The sequence below is a fragment of the Caballeronia sp. LZ008 genome (assembly GCF_031451435.1).
Classification (GTDB): Bacteria; Pseudomonadota; Gammaproteobacteria; order Burkholderiales; family Burkholderiaceae; genus Caballeronia; species Caballeronia zhejiangensis.
Map to the genome: position 1 here is coordinate 1,350,969 of NZ_JARUXK010000004.1, position 17,026 is coordinate 1,367,994.

15 protein-coding genes are annotated in these 17,026 nt (G+C 63.0%); 8 read left to right on the plus strand and 7 right to left on the minus strand.

The genetic code is table 11. From position 1 onward, the window contains the following. Positions 1-68: 68 nt before the first annotated feature. From QCE49_RS31145 to QCE49_RS31175, 7 genes are all read right to left on the minus strand, one after another. Positions 69-2,411, minus strand: coding sequence for a type VI secretion system Vgr family protein (locus QCE49_RS31145; protein ID WP_250459132.1), 2,343 nt, complete (start codon positions 2,409-2,411; stop codon positions 69-71). Positions 2,412-2,874: 463 nt separating this feature from the next. After that, positions 2,875-3,369 (minus strand): MaoC/PaaZ C-terminal domain-containing protein, encoded by a 495-nt coding sequence (locus QCE49_RS31150; RefSeq protein WP_250459130.1) that lies wholly within the window; start codon positions 3,367-3,369, stop codon positions 2,875-2,877. A gap of 44 nt (positions 3,370-3,413) precedes the next feature. Beyond that, on the minus strand, positions 3,414-4,571 hold the full coding sequence (locus QCE49_RS31155) for a dihydrodipicolinate synthase family protein (protein WP_250459128.1): 1,158 nt from the start codon (positions 4,569-4,571) through the stop codon (positions 3,414-3,416). Between the two features lie 5 nt (positions 4,572-4,576). Further along, positions 4,577-5,428 (minus strand): shikimate dehydrogenase, encoded by an 852-nt coding sequence (locus QCE49_RS31160; RefSeq protein ID WP_250459126.1) that lies wholly within the window; start codon positions 5,426-5,428, stop codon positions 4,577-4,579. Positions 5,429-5,436: 8 nt separating this feature from the next. Further along, on the minus strand, positions 5,437-7,041 hold the full coding sequence (locus QCE49_RS31165; RefSeq protein ID WP_175983089.1) for an acyl CoA:acetate/3-ketoacid CoA transferase: 1,605 nt from the start codon (positions 7,039-7,041) through the stop codon (positions 5,437-5,439). 49 nt (positions 7,042-7,090) lie between these two features. Further along, complete coding sequence (locus QCE49_RS31170) at positions 7,091-8,434, minus strand: MFS transporter (RefSeq protein WP_250459124.1); 1,344 nt, start codon at positions 8,432-8,434, stop codon at positions 7,091-7,093. Between the two features lie 61 nt (positions 8,435-8,495). Next, positions 8,496-9,254 carry an enoyl-CoA hydratase/isomerase family protein gene (locus tag QCE49_RS31175; RefSeq protein WP_250459122.1) on the minus strand — a complete coding sequence of 253 codons (759 nt, stop codon included), beginning with the start codon at positions 9,252-9,254 and terminating at the stop codon, positions 8,496-8,498. 292 nt (positions 9,255-9,546) lie between these two features. Between QCE49_RS31175 and QCE49_RS31180 the strand changes: the two genes are divergently transcribed. The 8 genes from QCE49_RS31180 (at position 9,547) to QCE49_RS31215 (ending at position 17,003) form a co-directional block, all read left to right on the plus strand. Further along, positions 9,547-10,194: a TetR/AcrR family transcriptional regulator gene (locus QCE49_RS31180; protein ID WP_008353926.1), complete on the plus strand. Its 648-nt coding sequence runs from the start codon at positions 9,547-9,549 to the stop codon at positions 10,192-10,194. Between the two features lie 77 nt (positions 10,195-10,271). Continuing rightward, the gene (locus tag QCE49_RS31185; protein ID WP_309806704.1) at positions 10,272-11,318 is read left to right on the plus strand and encodes a Gfo/Idh/MocA family oxidoreductase; all 1,047 of its coding nucleotides are present in this window, start codon (positions 10,272-10,274) and stop codon (positions 11,316-11,318) included. Next, entirely contained in the window at positions 11,315-12,130 is an 816-nt protein-coding gene (locus tag QCE49_RS31190; protein ID WP_250459119.1) for a shikimate dehydrogenase, read from the plus strand. The genes QCE49_RS31185 and QCE49_RS31190 overlap by 4 nt, the downstream gene beginning before the upstream one ends. 64 nt (positions 12,131-12,194) lie before the next feature. Beyond that, entirely contained in the window at positions 12,195-13,223 is a 1,029-nt protein-coding gene (locus tag QCE49_RS31195) for a LacI family DNA-binding transcriptional regulator (RefSeq protein ID WP_250435509.1), read from the plus strand. A gap of 185 nt (positions 13,224-13,408) precedes the next feature. Then, entirely contained in the window at positions 13,409-14,395 is a 987-nt protein-coding gene (locus QCE49_RS31200; RefSeq protein WP_008353932.1) for a TRAP transporter substrate-binding protein, read from the plus strand. Positions 14,396-14,413: 18 nt separating this feature from the next. Beyond that, complete coding sequence (locus QCE49_RS31205; RefSeq protein ID WP_008353934.1) at positions 14,414-14,971, plus strand: TRAP transporter small permease; 558 nt, start codon at positions 14,414-14,416, stop codon at positions 14,969-14,971. Then, complete coding sequence (locus QCE49_RS31210) at positions 14,968-16,233, plus strand: TRAP transporter large permease (protein WP_008353936.1); 1,266 nt, start codon at positions 14,968-14,970, stop codon at positions 16,231-16,233. The genes QCE49_RS31205 and QCE49_RS31210 overlap by 4 nt, the downstream gene beginning before the upstream one ends. Beyond that, complete coding sequence (locus QCE49_RS31215) at positions 16,209-17,003, plus strand: 3-ketoacyl-ACP reductase (RefSeq protein WP_250459117.1); 795 nt, start codon at positions 16,209-16,211, stop codon at positions 17,001-17,003. Before QCE49_RS31210 ends, QCE49_RS31215 begins: the two co-directional genes overlap by 25 nt. Positions 17,004-17,026 lie beyond the last annotated feature (23 nt).

Consider the following 17,026-nt stretch of genomic DNA (forward strand, 5'->3'; position numbering starts at 1 on the left):
GGGTGCAGACGCAGGTTGCGGCGCCGAAGCGGGTCTTGCAGCAGTTGCTGATGTTGCCATCTCGATTCTTATTCAGAAAATCCAAAGGAAATCGGGTTCTTCATGTCCTGCACCGGCGTGCTTGACCAGGACGGGAATGTGAAGCTTCCGCCGTCGGCGTCAGCGATGGTCAGATTCCCCTTTATCTCTATCTCACCTGAAGGACTACCAAGCATGATTCTACCGCCCATCAATTTGATATAGGCTCCCGAACCATCACCGATCGTCACACCCTTGCGCCCGGTTATCGTTACCTCGCCATCTGAGGAACTCACAACCATGCATTGCATGGCCAACAACTCCATCGCGTCGCTCTGCGCCTGTATCTGCACCTTCCCCTTCGCGGCAAACAAACCGATTCCCAACGTTGCCGCGAAGAATGAAATCGCTTCACCGGCAGCGGCAGTTATGCGCTTCAACGCGCCAAAGTCGAGACCCTCGCCTGAAGTAACGAACATCTGCTTGCGCGACGCAAGCTGTAGTTGCTGTCCGCTGGCAACACCAATGCCGTCCGGCGCGGTCGCTACAAGCACTGACCTCCCCAATTTGGTCAGTTTCTCCTCGATGAGCGAACGTTGCTGGTCGACCTCTGCGAGCCATGCCTTAGCAGTGCTGGCGGAATCGTTAAGCGAGCGCAACAGATCCCGGGCCTGACTGAGCGTAGTATCGGCGTCCTGCATCGCGAGTTGCTGGCCATTCGAGTTCTGCTGCACTTCCGCTGACAGCAACACTCCCTTTCCACCCCGGACCGCCACATGCTCGTCCGAACGCAACTCCGCCCCCCGCCCACGCTCCTTGCGCTGCCCATCGACCATATGCCCCAGATTCAGTTCGCTGGTCTGATACGGCGTCGTCAGATGGATGTGCTCGAAATTCTCCTTATCCTCCATGCGAAGTTCGTTCTTCGCAGCCGTGCGGATGAGATTTCGGGTGTTGTTCAGGTTGTTGACCAGATCCGGATTCAGGCTGTCATGCAAGCTCCCCACGATCACGGGCCGATTCGGATCCTGTGCCGTGAAGATGAGCGCCACCTCCGTGCCGTGGATCAACGGCATGTGATGACCGTAGTCCGCCCCCGCATAAGGCTTGGCCATACGAATAGGACGGCTCGCGCCCCCCGGACTCCACTCGTCCAGATCGAACGGCATCTTGACGACATACCGTCCCTTTTCATCCAGATAGCCATAGTGATAGTTGCCGGGAGAATCCACCCTGGCCGGCCAGATGCCTTCGGCCTTGGGACGCTCGATCACGTCGATGCTCGTGCGCCACTTGCGATCCGCCGGGATCGCCCGGAAAGTGTTCCAGTACGACACCCCCCGGCCGCCGCCGCAACGCATCGACGTAACGAGCAGGCCGTTGGGCGCATCCTTGGGATTCACCTCCAGCCGGATCACCTCGCCCACTTCGAGCGAGAACGGATTGCCCCGAGCGCGATAGCTGATCTGCGTGGCGATGTGCGCTTCATGGCGCAGACGCGCGATCTGGCGACCTTCCTCCAGCGTTTCGTAATGCTCGCCCCACGTCCCATCGACACCATCGGTGGTCTTGTCCGCGCGCGCGGTGTTCTCCTCGACCAACAGATTGACGTCCGCCTGACGATGGTTGTAGTCGTTCAGTTGCACCGCCTCGGGCACGCGCTGCGTGATCGTCCTGAGCGAACGGATCGATTCGGCGCCCACGCTTTCCAGCCCCGAGTGGCTGCGATACGGAACCACCCGCTGCTTGCGGGCATACGCATCCAGATCATCCCCGAAGATGATCACCGTCCGATCGCTCTTCTGCTCGAAGCGAAACCAGATGCCCGCTTCGGCGCAGAGGCGCTGAATGAACGCGAACGTGGTCTCGTAGAACTGAGTCTCGTAGTCGAGCCGCTTATACGTGCCGCGCAGACTCTTGAAATCGAAATCGACACCGAGGCGATAATCGTAGTGGCGCAGCGTATCGGTGATGATCTCGACGACCGATTGCTTCTGAAACAATCGGCATGTGCGGCCTCTCGCCAACTCCGCGATCTTCGGCACCAGGGTGACGCAATACCGGGTTTCATCGGCCGATGTGCCGAGCGTCTCAAACCTGTCAATGACGCCATGCGTGACGCTGGCCTGCGGCGCCTTGCTGAAGTCCTTCCATCGTTCACCGAACATCTGCCGCAGATAAGCTTCTTGAGGATCGATGGGGGCGATGGTCAACACCGCAGACCGCCCAACGACCTGATCCATCGGAATATCGGCGACGGGGCTCGTAAATTCGATATTGAACTTGTAGAGCGCGCTAATTTGCGCCTCGCCATTGAAGCTCAATACTGAGATGGGCGCGGGGTGGGGCTTCAACTGGAGGCCGTAGGCCTGACTTGGCAATACCATTGACATGCGAAAGCACTCTCCCTGATAAGCGCCACCTTCGACGACAACTTAGGTAGACGTTTTAACGACCCGAGGATTGCATCGCGCAATCGCTTGGCATTCCGAATCGGGACAATTTAGCAGGGGATTGTGACCTAATATTCCGTCGCTCGGAGCGACGTCATTGTCATTTAGGAATGGTCCGAAGACGCTTGCGGCACTGATCGGAGGTGGGGCCGCTCGACATGGAAACTGCACCCAGCCTTTAGCATGTCCAGGTTAAAGCAGCGATCGCAGCGATCGCAGTGACGCGCACCCAAACTGCAATTCTGCACGTTGCTCGTGCTCGCAGAGGCGGTGCGGAGCGGGAGGTCATGACACAACTGGTTGCGCGCATCGGGCTCGACCGCCCGAGCTTCGGTCAAACGATGATCGTTAACGTCCGCTGATGGGCAATCGTCGCGCGTAGCGTATCGAATATTTGAGAAAACTAAGCCCGATTCTGCATCAACAGCAGCGTCTCCCCATCCTGCACGACGTTCCCCAGTTGATTCAGCACGCGCAGCTTCAGCGTCGCGATTCCTCGGTCGATGCGCCTCGTCACCCGCTTACCGACGACTTCGATTTCGACCTGAATGCGATCGCCGATATGAAGCGGCGCCCGAAACGACCAGTTCCATCCCAACGTCGCCAGCGCGCTCATGCGCACCGGTGAGCGCGTCTTCAGACCATCGGTGAGCGCGAGGCCGAGCAGTCCGTGCGCGATCCGGCCGGAAAATCCCGCCTGCTGCGCGGCCACATCGTCGAGATGGATGTCGTACATATCGCCCGATACACCCGCGTAATTGACGATATGCGCTTCCGTCAACGTCATGCCCGACGTGACGAAATGATCGCCTATCTCGAGGTCGTTCAGGTCATACATGCCAGGCGCGAGCAAACGCCCGCGCTGTACGGCGGCTTCTTCGTTCTGTAATTGGGTCATGTCTTCCATCTGTCCTTGTAATGTGCCTTCAAGAAAGTCGGCGTTCAAAGTCCGAGCGTCTGCATGACGAGCCGCATTCGCTGAACCGCGAGATCGGGATTGCGCAGCAGGCCGGCCTTATCGGCGAGACGGAACACGTCCGCGAGATAAACCGGCGGACGTACGCCGTGGTGACCGCCGAGCATGAAGAAATGCGGCTGAAATCCGTTCAGGTAGGCGAGAAAGACGACGCCCGTTTTGTAGTACTGCGTCGGCATGCGAAAGATGTGGCGCGAGAGCGCCACCGTCGGCGCGAAAACCCGCTCGTATTGCGCGAGATCGCCTGCAGCGAGCGCCGCGAGCGCCTGCGATGCAGCCGGCGCGATCGCATCGAAGATGCCGAGCAACGCGTGCGAGTAACCTTCTTCATCGCCCTTGATGAGCGACGGATAGTTGAAATCGTCGCCCGTATACATCCTGACGCCTTCGGGCAGGCGTCGCCGGAAGGCAATCTCGCGGGCATCGTCGAGCAGGGAAATCTTGATGCCGTCGATCTTGCCAGCGTTCTCCGCGATGACCGTCAGGCACGCGTCGGCTGCTTCGTCGAGATTGTCGCTGCCCCAGTATCCCTTCAACTCCGGATCGAACATGTCGCCGAGCCAGTGAAGGATCACGGGCTTGTCGCACATCGCGAGCACTTCGCCATACACACGCAGATAGTCATCGCGACTTCGCGCCACGCGGGTGAGCGCGCGGCTTGCCATCAGGATCACCCGGCTGCCCGTGCGCTGAATCGCTTCGAGCTGCGTCGCATAGGCGCGGATGACGTCATCGCACGACGTGGCCGACTGCGCGGGAAGATGATCCGTGCCGCATCCCGACGCGATCCGCGCACCGGCCATGTCGCGCGTTTCCTGCATCGTCCGCTCGATGAGCTCGAGCGCCGTGTCCCATGTGAGGCCCATGCCGCGCTGCGCGGTGTCCATCGCCTCCGCGATGCCGAGCCCCTGGCCGATCAGATATCGCCGATATTCGATCGTGCGCGCCCAGTCGAGTGCGGCGGGCTGATTCAGTTCGCCGCTGCGAAGCGGATCGGCCACGACGTGCGCGGCGGAATAGGCGATGCGGTTGAATGTCGATCCCGCCGGCGCGCCGCCGATCGGATCGCCTTTGAGCGTGTAGTTTTCGAACTCGCCGGAAGCGGTCGGAAGAACGATATGCATGGTAGTCAGGTCCGGATAGGCGCGTCGAAAAGGATAGGGAACGCTGCGGGCATGTCGATGCCGAAAAACGTCGCGAACGCCGCGAGCTGCCCGTCGATCATCGGCCGTCCGTTGGTCGCGCGACAGCCGCACTGCCGCGCATGTTTCAGCAGCGGCGTTTCGGCGGGCGTCATGATGATGTCGACGACCTGCATCGCTTCGGAAAAGGCGCCAAAGGAAGCCGGCATGCCATCGCCCGGCTTCATGCCGACCGGCGAACAGTTGATGAGCAGATCCATGCCCGCGACATTCGCCGGATCGACATCGACGCGAGCCTCGCAATCCGGATAGAAGCGGTTCAGTCGCGCCGACAACTGCTCGGACAGCTCGCGCTGCGGATCGCTCAACGCGATGCTCGCCGCGCCCGCCTCGGCCAGCGCGTGCGCGACCGCGGCGCCCGCACCGCCCGCGCCGAGCTGCTTCACGCGCTGGCCGCGAACCTCGAAGCCGAGACGCGTCAGTCCCTGCACGAGGCCTGCGCCGTCGAACATATCGCCGTACCAGGTGCCATCCGGCTGCTGCCGCATCACGTTGATCGCGCCGACGCGCCGCGCCGTGTCCGACATGTCGTCGACCATCGCCATCGCGCGCACCTTGTGCGGCACGGTGACGACCAGGCCATCGAGATTGCCGAGCGCCTGAAGTCCGGCTACGGCCGGCTCGAACACGTTCACGGGCACATCGAACGGCAGGCATGTCGCATTGATGCCGCTTGCGTCGAAGAGCGCGTTCATCAGTTGCGGTGTCTTCACCTGCGTCACCGGACTGCCGACGATGCCGAAGAGGCGCGTCGATCCATCGATTCGAAGAGCTTGCAACTCGCGCTTCACCGCTCGCCCCCCGCTAACGCAGCAAGCCGCGGATGACACGGCCAGCCTTGCGACGCCATCACGGCATCGAGGCCCATGGGTTCGGGACGGAAGAGTCGCTCGTCCATCAGCTTGAGATCGGGCGAGATGACAGGGCGAAACGCCATGTGCGCGAGCACGTCGCGCTCGAGATCGATGCCCGGCGCGATCTCGATCAGTTCGAGCGCGCCGTCGATGGCGCGGAACACCGCGCGCTCGGTGACGAAGAGTGTCGTCTGCTTGCGCTCCTGCGCGAAAGGTCCGCTGTACGACACCTGCTGCAGCTTCGACACGAACTTGCGATGCGCGCCTTCCTTCAGGATCTGCAGCTTGCCGCCTTCGCAGGACACTTGCAGGTTGCCCGCCGTGAACGTGCCGCCGAAGACCATCTTGCGCGCGTTCTGGCTGATGTTGATGAACCCGCCCACGCCGATCAGCTTGTTCGCGAAGCGGCTGATATTGACGCTGCCCTGCGCGTCGATCTCGACCGCCGAGAGAAACGCGATATCGATGCCGCCGCCATCGTAGAAATCGAATTGATACGGCATGTCGACGATCGCGCTGTAGTTGCGCGCGGCGCCGGCATCGAGTCCCGCCGCGGGCGCGCCGCCGATCAGCCCTTGCTCGTTCGTCAGCACGATGTGATGCAGCACGTCCTCTTCCGCCGCGACGAGCCCGATGCCCGTGCACACGCCCGAGCCGACGTTGCACACCGCGCCCATGCTCAGTTCCATCGCGAGACGCCGCGCGATGATCTTGCGTTCGTCGAGCGGAAGGCGCGGAAAACCGCCGAGCGGAATACGCATTTCGCCGGTAAACGACGGATCGTAAGCCGTCTGATACGTCACCGGCTGATCCTCCTGAACGACGACCGCGTCGACGAGCATGCCCGGAATCTTCACCGTCTTCGCGGGCAAGGTGCCGCGCTTCGCAAGCCGCTTCACCTGCACAATCACGACACCGCCGTTGCGCTTCGTCGCCTGCGCCATCGAGAGCATGTCCGCGAAAACGGCTTCATGCTCCATCGATATGTTGCCGTCTTCGTCCGCCGTCGTGCCGCGCAGAAAAGCGACATCGACTTCGAACGGCTTGTAGAACAGCCACTCGCGGCCGTCGAGCTCGATCAGGCTGACGAGTTCGTCATCGCTCGGCGCGCCCTGAAGCCCACCGCCATTGCGCGGATCGACGAAGGTATGCAGCCCGACATGACTGACGAGCCCCGGCCGCCCCGCCGCCATCTCGCGCGTGAGCTGCGAGAGCGCGCCCTGCGGCAGTGTCCACGCTTCGACTTCCTTGTTCAGCGCCATCTGCGCGAGCGCCGGCGAATCGACCAGCGTGCCGCATACGACACGCTTGAGCAGCCCCGTATGCGCGAGCCGCGATGCGCCGCGTTCGCCGCGATCGCCGAGGCCGACCGGATGAAACGACGTGATCCGGCGCGGCTCGCCCTGCGCGAGAAAGCGCCGCTCGAGCGCCTCGATCAGCGCTTCCGGCACGGCGTGCCCGCTTCCCGATCCGCCGATCATCAAGGTATCGCCATCCTTCAGCAGGGATGCAGCCTGGTCGGCGGTCAAAATTTGCATGTCATCTACTCCGGTATTGTCTGTGTTTGCGTCGATGCCCGCATCGGCGTCAGATTGCCGAATGCGATTCCTGGAACACGGGCTGATCGTCCCGATGACGCGAGAGGCGTTTGCCGAACAGCGCCGCGATCAGCGTGAGCAGGCAGAAGACGGCGAGGAACACCATCACGTAAGTCGGCTTGCCGCCCGCGTATGCGACGAGCGCGGTCGCGATGAACGGCGTCGGCCCGCCTATCAGCGCGCCGGAAAACTCGCGGCACATCGCGATGCCGGAGAAGCGGTACTGCGTCGGAAACAGATTCGACAGGAACGCGCCCTGTGCGCCGCAGGTGCAGCCCCAGCTGATTCCATAGACCGCGCTCATCGCCATCGTGGCGAGCACGATGTCCTTCGAATCGATGGCGCGGAAGAGCGGCCACACGAGCGCGAGCGCGATCATCGCGCCGGCGGCGAACACGTTGCCGCTGCCGTATTTGTCCGCGAGCATGCCGCCGACGGGCGCGCAGAAAAGCGAGAAGCCCAGCGCGATGATCAGTACGACGAGGCTGTCAGCCTTCGCCATGCCGACCGTGTTGGTCATGTAGCTCAGCGCAAAGGTATTGAGCACATAGCTGAGCGCCTGATGGCCGCCCATCGCGAAGAAGCCGCACAGCAACTCGCGACGGCTGTTGCGAAACAGGTCCGCGACGGGCACTTTCTCGGCCTTGGCCTTCGCGCTCGCCTTCTCCATCGCGGCGACGTATTCGGGCGTTTCATCGAGCTTCGAGCGGATGTAGATCGCGACGCCGAACAGCCCGAGCGACAGGATGAACGGCACGCGCCACGCCCACGTGAACAGGATGTCTTCCGGCACGTACGAGATCATCAGGAAGGTCGCGATCGCGATCATCACGCCGAAGTTGGTCGCCGCGTTCGGAATCGACGTAAAGAACGCGCGCCGGCTCGGCGGCGTGTATTCGGCGATCAGCGTGATTGCGCCGGCGAGTTCCGCGCCGGCGCCGAAGCCCTGCATCATGCGCAGCAGCACGAGCAGGATCGGCGCGATCACGCCTGCCTGCTGCCACGTCGGCAATATGCCGAGGCCGACGGTCGCCGCGCCCATGATCGTCACGCAGAACACGAGCGCGGGTTTGCGGCCGTATTTGTCGCCGATATGCGAAATGACGATGCCGCCAACCGGCCGGATGATGAAGCCGACCGCGAAGGTCGCGAACGCCGCGAGCGTGCCCGCAAGCGACGACAACTGCGGAAAGAACAGCTTGTTGATGATGAGGCCCGATGCCGCTGCATAGAGCCCATAGTCGTACCATTCGATGATGGTGCCGAGCGTCGACGCGAACACGGCGCGTCGGATGTTCCTGCGGTCTGCGTTCTGCGCATGTGCGACTTGCATGGCGCTGTCTCCTGCTTCTCTTTGGTCTGGTTATGTTCGACGTGACGTACTTGTCCGCGAATCAGTTCCGGCTTGCGCGATTGCCGAATGCGTTGGCGCCCTCCTCGTAGTTGCCCGAGGCGAAGCACAGCGACGTCAGCTCGTTCTCGTAGCGAATGCCCTGTTCGACGCTCATCGAAAGCGATGCGCGCACGGCCGCCTTGACCGACTGCGTCGCGATCGGGCTGAACTCGGCCATCTTGCGGCACAGCGCCATCGCGGTTTCGACGACGGCCGCATCCTCGACCACCATCTCGACAAGGCCGATGCGGAGCGCCTCGTTCGCATCGATGGTGTCGCCGGTCAGCAGAAGGCGCATGGCCTGCCCGTAGCCGATGAGGCGCGGCAGCATTTGCGACGCACCGCCGCCGCCGACCCAACCGCGCACCACTTCAGGCGCGCCGAACGTCGCGCTTTGTCCCGCGACGCGGACATCGGCGCCAAGCATCATTTCCAGGCCGCCGCCCAGCACCCAGCCTTTCAATGCCGCGACGACGGGCTTGGTGAATTCGCGCACGACCATCGCGTAATCGGTGCGGGCGCGAAACTCCCACGTCGTGCGATACGTCTTGAGCGAATGGAGATCGCTTCCCGCGCTGAATGCGCGCTCGCCTTCGCCGCGCAGCAGCACCGCGCGGATCGCTTCGTCACGCTCGATGTCCTGCCGGATGCCGGCGAGCGTCTGCGTCATCTCGGGCGTGATCGCGTTCATCTTCTCCGGTCGATTGATGACGATCTCCGCGACCGCGCCGTGTTTGCGCACCACCATGTGTTCCTGCATCGCGCCTCCTTTTTTTTCACTGCCGAAGCAGTGTTGTCCCATTCGAGTATTCCCTTATACTTACTTACTAGTAAGTACGTTGAGTGGACATTAACATCATTTCCGGGCACTACGCAACGAGATTTTCGGGAGGCGAAAAATGGAACGCGCGCAGTCGTTTGCGGAGAAGGCGGCGAAGAGATCGACAAATGGGGGTCGTGTAAAATCAACCGCAAATTCCGCAGCATCCCCGTCCGTTGCTTCGCCTCGTTCGAGGCCGAGCCGGCAGTCCGATCCCCACCGAGATGAACCGTTGAGTCAGAACGACAAGACCGACAAAACAAGCGCCGCGCCCAAAAAATCTCCGATGTACGACAGCATCAAGGATCTGGCGAAGAAGCTCCTGATCGCGCACGGCTATCACAAGACAACGTTTGGCGTGATCGCCAAGGAGCTCGGCATCACGACCACCAACATCCACTATCACTTCGGCAACAAGAACAGTCTCGTCGAGGAAGTGGTGAAGGAATACGTGGCCGGCGCCACCGCGGGACAGAAGAAAATCTGGCTCGACGAAACGCTGTCGCTGCGAGAGAAGCTGCAGGCGGAAGTCGCCTACAACCGCAATCTGTTCCGCAAATACAATCCCGGCGGCAAGACGCGCAGGCCGTGGAGTCTGATTGGCCGGCTGCGCCTGGAAAGCGACGTCCTGACCGACGAGGCGCGCGCGGCGCTCGCGGGCTTCACGACCGAGATCCACGCGGCCGTCGAAGTCGCCGTCGAGCATGCGAGCCGCACCGGCGAGCTGAAGCGCGACACGCCGAAGGAAGACCTGATCTTCCTGCTCACGCACCTCGTCGACAGCCTGTCGGTATTCGCACAGGACGCGGGCGGCTTCGAGCGTGTCGAACAGTTCATGAACTCTTTCTCCGTCGTGGTGCTCGCGAAATACACCAAGTGAATCTTTCCCGTCGATGTCATCGGCGGCTGGACAATTAGATCGATCTACCTTATTGTCTTTCAACGGAGACAATAGACATGAACGAGACCGGTTTCAAGCTCGCAGTCGTCGGCGCGGGCATGGCATCCGCGCCGCATCTGGCGAGTCTGCTGGCCTTGCAGGACCGCGCGACCGTTCGGTATGTCGTTGCGAGGTCGCGGGAACGCGCAAGCGCTTTCGCCCGACAATTGCCGCATGCGCGCGTCACGCTCGATCTCGACACCGCGCTCGCCGATGACAACGTCGACGGCGTGCTGCTGCTGACGCCGCCGAACACGCATCTCGAACTCGGCGCGATGATCGCGGCGGCGGGCAAACATCTGCTGGTCGAGAAGCCCATCGACGTCACCACGTCCCGCGCGCGCGAGCTGGTCGCGCTATGCGAGCAACGCGGCATCGTCGCGGCTGCGGTGCTGCAACATCGCACGCGCGACGCAGCGCGCAAGCTCCGTCAATTGCTCGACGCGGGCGCGCTCGGCGACATCCACAGCGCGAGCATCGCCGTTCCGTGGTGGCGTCCGCAGTCCTATTACGACGAACCCGGACGCGGCACGCGCGAGCGCGACGGCGGCGGAGTGCTGATGACGCAGGCCATCCATACGCTCGATCTTTTCTTGTGGCTGGTCGGCCTTCCCGACGAAGTGTTCGCCTACGCGATCACGAGCCGCGCGCACCGCATGGGATGCGAGGACACCGTCGCGGGCGTCATGCGATACCGAAGCGGCTGCGTCGCGTCGCTGCACGCCAGCACGGCCATCTTTCCCGGCTTTTCCGAACGCATCGAATTGAGCGGCAGCAACGGCAGCGCGACGCTCGGCGGCGGCAGGCTCGTCGTGCAGTACATGGACGGCACCACGCTCGACGAAGGCGAAACCGCTTCGCTCGGTTCAGGCGCGAACCCGATGGCCTTCTCTCATCACGCCCATCAGGCCGTGATCGCCAATTTCATCGACGCCGCCACGCACGGAATCGAGCCGGTCGCGTCATTGCGCAGCGCCTTGAATGCGCATCTGCTGATCGACGCGCTGATCGCCTCGTCGGATGAGCATCGACTCATGATCGTCAACCCGGACTCGTCATCATGACTTTCGCACTGAACGCCGCTGTTTCCGGAGACACGCGCCTCTTCGCCATCGTCGGCGATCCGATTGCGCAAGCGCGCTCGCCGCTCGTCTTCAACGAGATATTCCAGCGCATGGGCGTGAACGCGGTGCTCGTGCCGATGCAGATTCCCGCCGCGTCGCTCGCGACCGCCATCGCGGGGCTGAAGACGATCGGCAATCTCGATGGCATCGTCGTCACGGTGCCGCACAAGATATCGATGACCGGCCTCGTCGACCGGCTCCTGCCGATTGCGCGGAAAGTGGGCGCGATCAATTGCATGCGCCGCGTCGAATCGGGCGAATGGGTCGGCGAGATGTACGACGGCGAAGGCTTCACGCGCGGACTGCGAAAACAGGGCCACGAGCCGCGCGGCATGTCGGTGTTTCAGGCGGGCGCCGGCGGAGCCGGAAAAGCGCTCGCGCATGCGCTGTCCAGCGCGGGCGTGAAAGCGCTGCAATTGATCGATGTGGATCGCGCGAAGCAGGACGCGCTGATCGCGGAGCTTGCGCACGCTTATCCCGATGTGAACGTCTCGGCCGGAAGCGCCAGTCCCGCGGATGTCGATATGGTCGTCAACGCGACGCCGTGCGGCATGGCGGCCGGAGATCCGTTGCCGTTCGACATCGCGCGGCTCGACCGCCGCGTGCTGGTGGCGGACATCATCATGAAGCCTGAACGCACACAACTGCTCTGTCAGGCCGAAGAACGCGGCCACCGCATCCATCTCGGGCGTCATCTGCTGGAGAATCAGGCGGAGATCGTCGCCGAGTTCTTCGGCATCGCGCATGGCTGACCGGAAGACGGATCTCGCGGCCGATTCGGATACACTCCGGGCATACGACTCATCGACCGTTCCAATGACCCGAGGCAAACCAGGTTCTCCCGTCACGCTGCTGGATATCGCAAACGATCTCGGCCTGTCCCGCGCAACGGTCTCGCTCGTGCTGCGCAACAGCCCGCGCATCTCCGAAGCCACGCGCGAGCGCGTGCTGGAAGCGTTCAAGCGCAAAGGCTACGTCTACAACCGCCATGCGGCGGGCATGCGCAGCAATCAGACGAACACCGTCGGCGTCGTCGTCAACGACCTCGCCAATCCGTATTTCACGATGCTCGTCCGCTCCATCGAGGCGAGCCTGAGCACGCAAGGGTTCATCACGCTGCTGGGCAACACCGACGAATCGCTCGAACGCCAAGGCCGCTTTCTCGATACCGTGCGGCAGCACAATATCGACGGTCTCATCGTCTGTCCGACCGAATCGACGACGGCCGCGCAGATGCGTCAGGTGCTCGCGTGGGGCATTCCGTGCGTCTTCGCTTCGCGTTACGTGCCGGGCCTCAAGGCCGATTACGTCGGCGTGGACAATCGTCGCGGCATGGCGCTCGCGACCTCGCATCTGATTTCGCTCGGGCACACACGCATCGCGATGATCGGCGGCGTGATGCGCGCGTCGACCGGCAGCGACCGCGCCGAGGGCTATCGCGACGCGCTGCGCGACGCGAAGATCAAACTCGACGAACGGCTGCTCGTGCCGTCGCCGCTCACGCGTCACGACGGAAAGCGCATCATCACCGAACTGCTTGCGCTGAAGAATCCGCCGACGGCCGTCGTATGCGGCAACGACATTGTCGCGTTCGGCGTGATGCTCGGACTGCGCGCCCACGGCATCGAGCCTGGCGCAGACTTCGGCGTCGTAGGCTTCGACGACGTGCCGGAAGCCGAACTCTGGGAGCCGCCGCTGACCACGGTCCAGGTCTTGCAGGACGACATCGGCCGCGCCGCCGCCGATCTGCTGCTCAAGCGCATGACGGAGCCTTCGCGGACGCCCACGCGCATCGTCTCGGAGCCGGTTCTCGTCATCCGCGGAACCTGCGGCGCGCGCAAATAAGCGCTTCATACCCGGACGTGCTCCGTTCGGGTTTCCCTTATAAAAATCTCCTTGCACCGTATCCGCGCAGCTTTTACCCTGTAGTAGATCGATCTAACAGATTTTCGCAGTCGCATCGGCAGCGTCTCTTCGCGCCTTTTTCGTCGCAATGCAATATGGACATCAGACCCATAGGAGTCCGAGACATGCATGACTATCTGCTTTCTCGCCGCAAGATTTTGATGCTCACGGCTGCGTCGGCGGCCGCGGGTTGCCTGCCGCGCCTGGCGAGCGCCGACACCCCGACGATCCGCATCGGCGATGTCGTCGACCGCCACAATCCCGAGGTCATCACCGAGAATCTGATGGCCAAGCGTCTGAAGGAAACGACCGGCTTCGACGCGCGCGTATTTCCGGACGGCGTGCTCGGCTCCCACACGCGCATGAACGAGCAACTGCGCAACGGCACGCTCGAAGTCACGGTGACCAACGTGGCGGATCTGGAAGGCTACGACAAGCGTCTCGGACTCTTCGCGATGCCCTTCGCGTTTCCCGACCGGAAGTCGCTCTTCGCGGCTCAGGACGGTGCGCTCGGCAAGGCCTATGCGGGCATCCTCGACAATCTCGGCTTCGTGCTGCTGGGCTGGTTCGACTCGGGCTTGCGCAGCGTCTACAACCGCACGCGTCCGATCAACGAACCCGGCGATCTGAAGGGCCTGAAGATCCGTACGCAAGGCAATCAGATCATGATCGCGACGTTCAACCAGCTCGGCGCACAGGCGACGCCGCTCGACACGACGCAGATCTATTCCGCGTTGCAGCAGGGCGTCGTCGATGGTGCGGAGAACTCGGTGACGTTCTTCGTTCAGCAGCATCACAGCGAGGTGGCGAAGCACTACTCGTACACGAATCACTTCTTCTCGATCGATCCGATGCTCGCCAGCAAGAAGTGGTTCGACTCGCTCGACCCCAAGAAACAGGACGCCGTGAAGGAAGCCGCCGCGCAGGCTCAGCAGCACGAACGCGATCTGTGGCTGGCTTCCGATGCGAAGTATCTGGCCGAAGCGAAGAAGGCGGGCGTGGCGTTCAACGACGCGAATCTTCCCGCGTTCCAGGCAGCGGTCAAGCCGATCTATACGAAGTACCGCGCCAACTTCGCCGAACTGGGCACCTACCTGCCCGCCCTCGGATAACCGCCGGAGGTTCCCGACATGAAACCCGATCCGCGTTCGCGCGAGCCACGGGACAGCATCAACAAGGTTGCGGCGTTGCGCGTGCTCGCGAGCGTCGAAGACCTGCTGATAGCGGTCCTGGTTTTCGCGATCTTCTGCGTCGTTCTTGCGGGCATCCTGTCCCGCTTCGTCTTCCACGTCTCGCTCTCGTGGAACATCGAGGTCAGCGTCACGTTGATGATCTGGATGACCTTCATCGGCATCGCGGTCGGGGTGCGCGACAAGGTGCACGTCGCTTTCGAACTCTTCGAAGACAAGCTGAGCGGCCGATGGCTCGCGCTGGCGTCATTCGCGCAGATGCTGTTGATGGGCTTCCTGCTCGTGGCGCTCACTTGGGGCGGCTGGCAGTTCATGCAGCTCGGGCTCAACCAGATGACGCCGAGCGGCATCCCGCAATGGATATCGTTCGCCGCGATTCCCGCCGGCAGCGCGCTGGGTCTGCTGCATCTCGCGGCGCACGCATGGGACCTGGCCGCCCACGCTAACCTCGAAAGCGCGCAACACGGCCACGGCCATACCGAGACGAGGACGCAATGATTCTGACCGTCGGACTGCTCGCGCTATTCGTCGTCGCCGGCGCGCCGATCATCGCTTCGCTGGGCGCGGTCGGCACCATCGACGGCCTGATGCAAGGCCTGCCGCTGACCAACATCGCGCAGGCGATGTATCACGGCGTCGATTCGTTCACGCTGCTCGCCGTGCCGCTGTTCATCCTCGCCGGAGAAATTCTCTTTCATTCGGGCTCGGCCGGGCGCCTCGTCAACTTCATGAATCTGCTGGTGGGCCGCGTGCCCGGCGGGCTCGGCGTTTCCGCCGTCGCCTCGACGATGGTCTTCTCCGGCTTGAGCGGCTCCGTCAACGCGGATGCGGCCGCGATCAGTTCGGCGATGCTGCCGTCGATGGAAAAAGCCGGCTATCGCAAGGAATGGTCGTCCGCGATTATCGCGGCGGCGGCCGGCACGGGCATTCTGATTCCGCCGTCGATCACGATCATCGTGCTGGCGACGGTCGCGAACATGTCGGTCACGAAGCTCTTTCTCGCGGCGACGCTGCCTGCCCTGCTGGTCGGCATCACGAAGATGCTCATCATCATGTATCGCGCGCGCTCCGAGCCGCCGGTCGCGCCGGTCCACTTCAGCGTGCGCGAGCTCGGCCGCGCGTTCATGCTCGCGATCCCCGCGCTCGGTGCGCCGATCATCATCCTGGGCGGGATCTTCATGGGCTTCTTCACGGCGACCGAGTCCGCTGCGGCGGCGGTGGCCTACGTGACGATCATCACGCTCGTGCAGCGATCCATTCCGAACCGCGCATGGCTCGGCATTCTGATCAAGGCGGGCCGCACCAGCGCAATCGTGCTGTCGCTCGTCGGCGTCGCGCAGATTCTCGGATACATGCTGGCGTACAACTCGGTCGGCGAGCAGGTCGCCGAATTCGCTACGCAACTGACCGGCAACAAGTTCGTCTTCACGGTGTTCATCGTGGTCGTGTTCTGGCTGCTGGGCGCGTTGCTCGACGGCATTCCCGCGCTCATCCTCCTGATTCCGCTATTCCTGCCGATCGCGCAGGACGCCGGCTTCAGCGACATCCATTTCGCGATTCTCGCCATCGCCATCGTCGGCATCTCGCTCGTGACGCCGCCGATCGGCACGGCCTGCTTCATCGTCACCGGCGTCGCCAACATCCGAATGGTGAATCTTGTGCGGCCCATGCTGCCATTCATGGCCATCATGTTCGTGACCATCCTGCTGCTGGCTTTCGTGCCGGCGTTCTCCGAATGGCTACCTCATCTCCTGTACTGACGCCGCGCCGCGCCCCGCCGCTCGCGCTCGTCACCGGCGCGCGCCGCGGCATCGGCGCGAGCATCGCGATCGAGCTGGCGACGCGCGGGTTCGATCTCGCGCTGATCGACATCGATGACGACAACGCGAACAAAACGATGGCCGCCGTCGAAGCGCACGGCGCGCGCGCACGCTTTTACCGGCACGATCTCGCCGATAGCGCCGCCCATCGCGCGCTCGTCGAGCGCATCGTTTCGGACTGCGGGCCGATCACCTGTCTCGTCAACAACGCGGGCGTCTCGGCCGGGCAGCGCGGCGATCTGCTGGAGGTAGACGAGCAGTCCTATGACCGCGTCGTCGATATCAACATGCGCGGCACGTTCTTTCTCACGCAGGCCGTGGCGCGCCACATGGCCGCGATCGGCAGCGAAGATTCGCGCAGCATCGTCTCGGTGTCGTCGGTCAGCGCCGAACTCGCGTCGACGGAGCGCGGCGAATACTGCATGTCGAAGGCCGGGCTGGGCATGCTCACCAAGCTGTTCGCGCTGCGCCTCGCGCCGCTCGCAATCGGCGTATTCGAAGTGCGCCCCGGCATCATCCGCACGCCGATGACGGAAGGCGTCGCCGCGCGCTACGACGAACGCATCGCCGGCGGCATCGTCCCGATGAAGCGCTGGGGCGCGCCGCAGGACGTCGCGTCGGCCGTCGCGGCGCTCGTCTGCGGACAGATGGCGTTCGCGACGGGCAGCGTGCTCAACGTCGACGGCGCGCTCTCCGTTCCGCGCCTGTGACCACGACGACCGAGGAACCATCG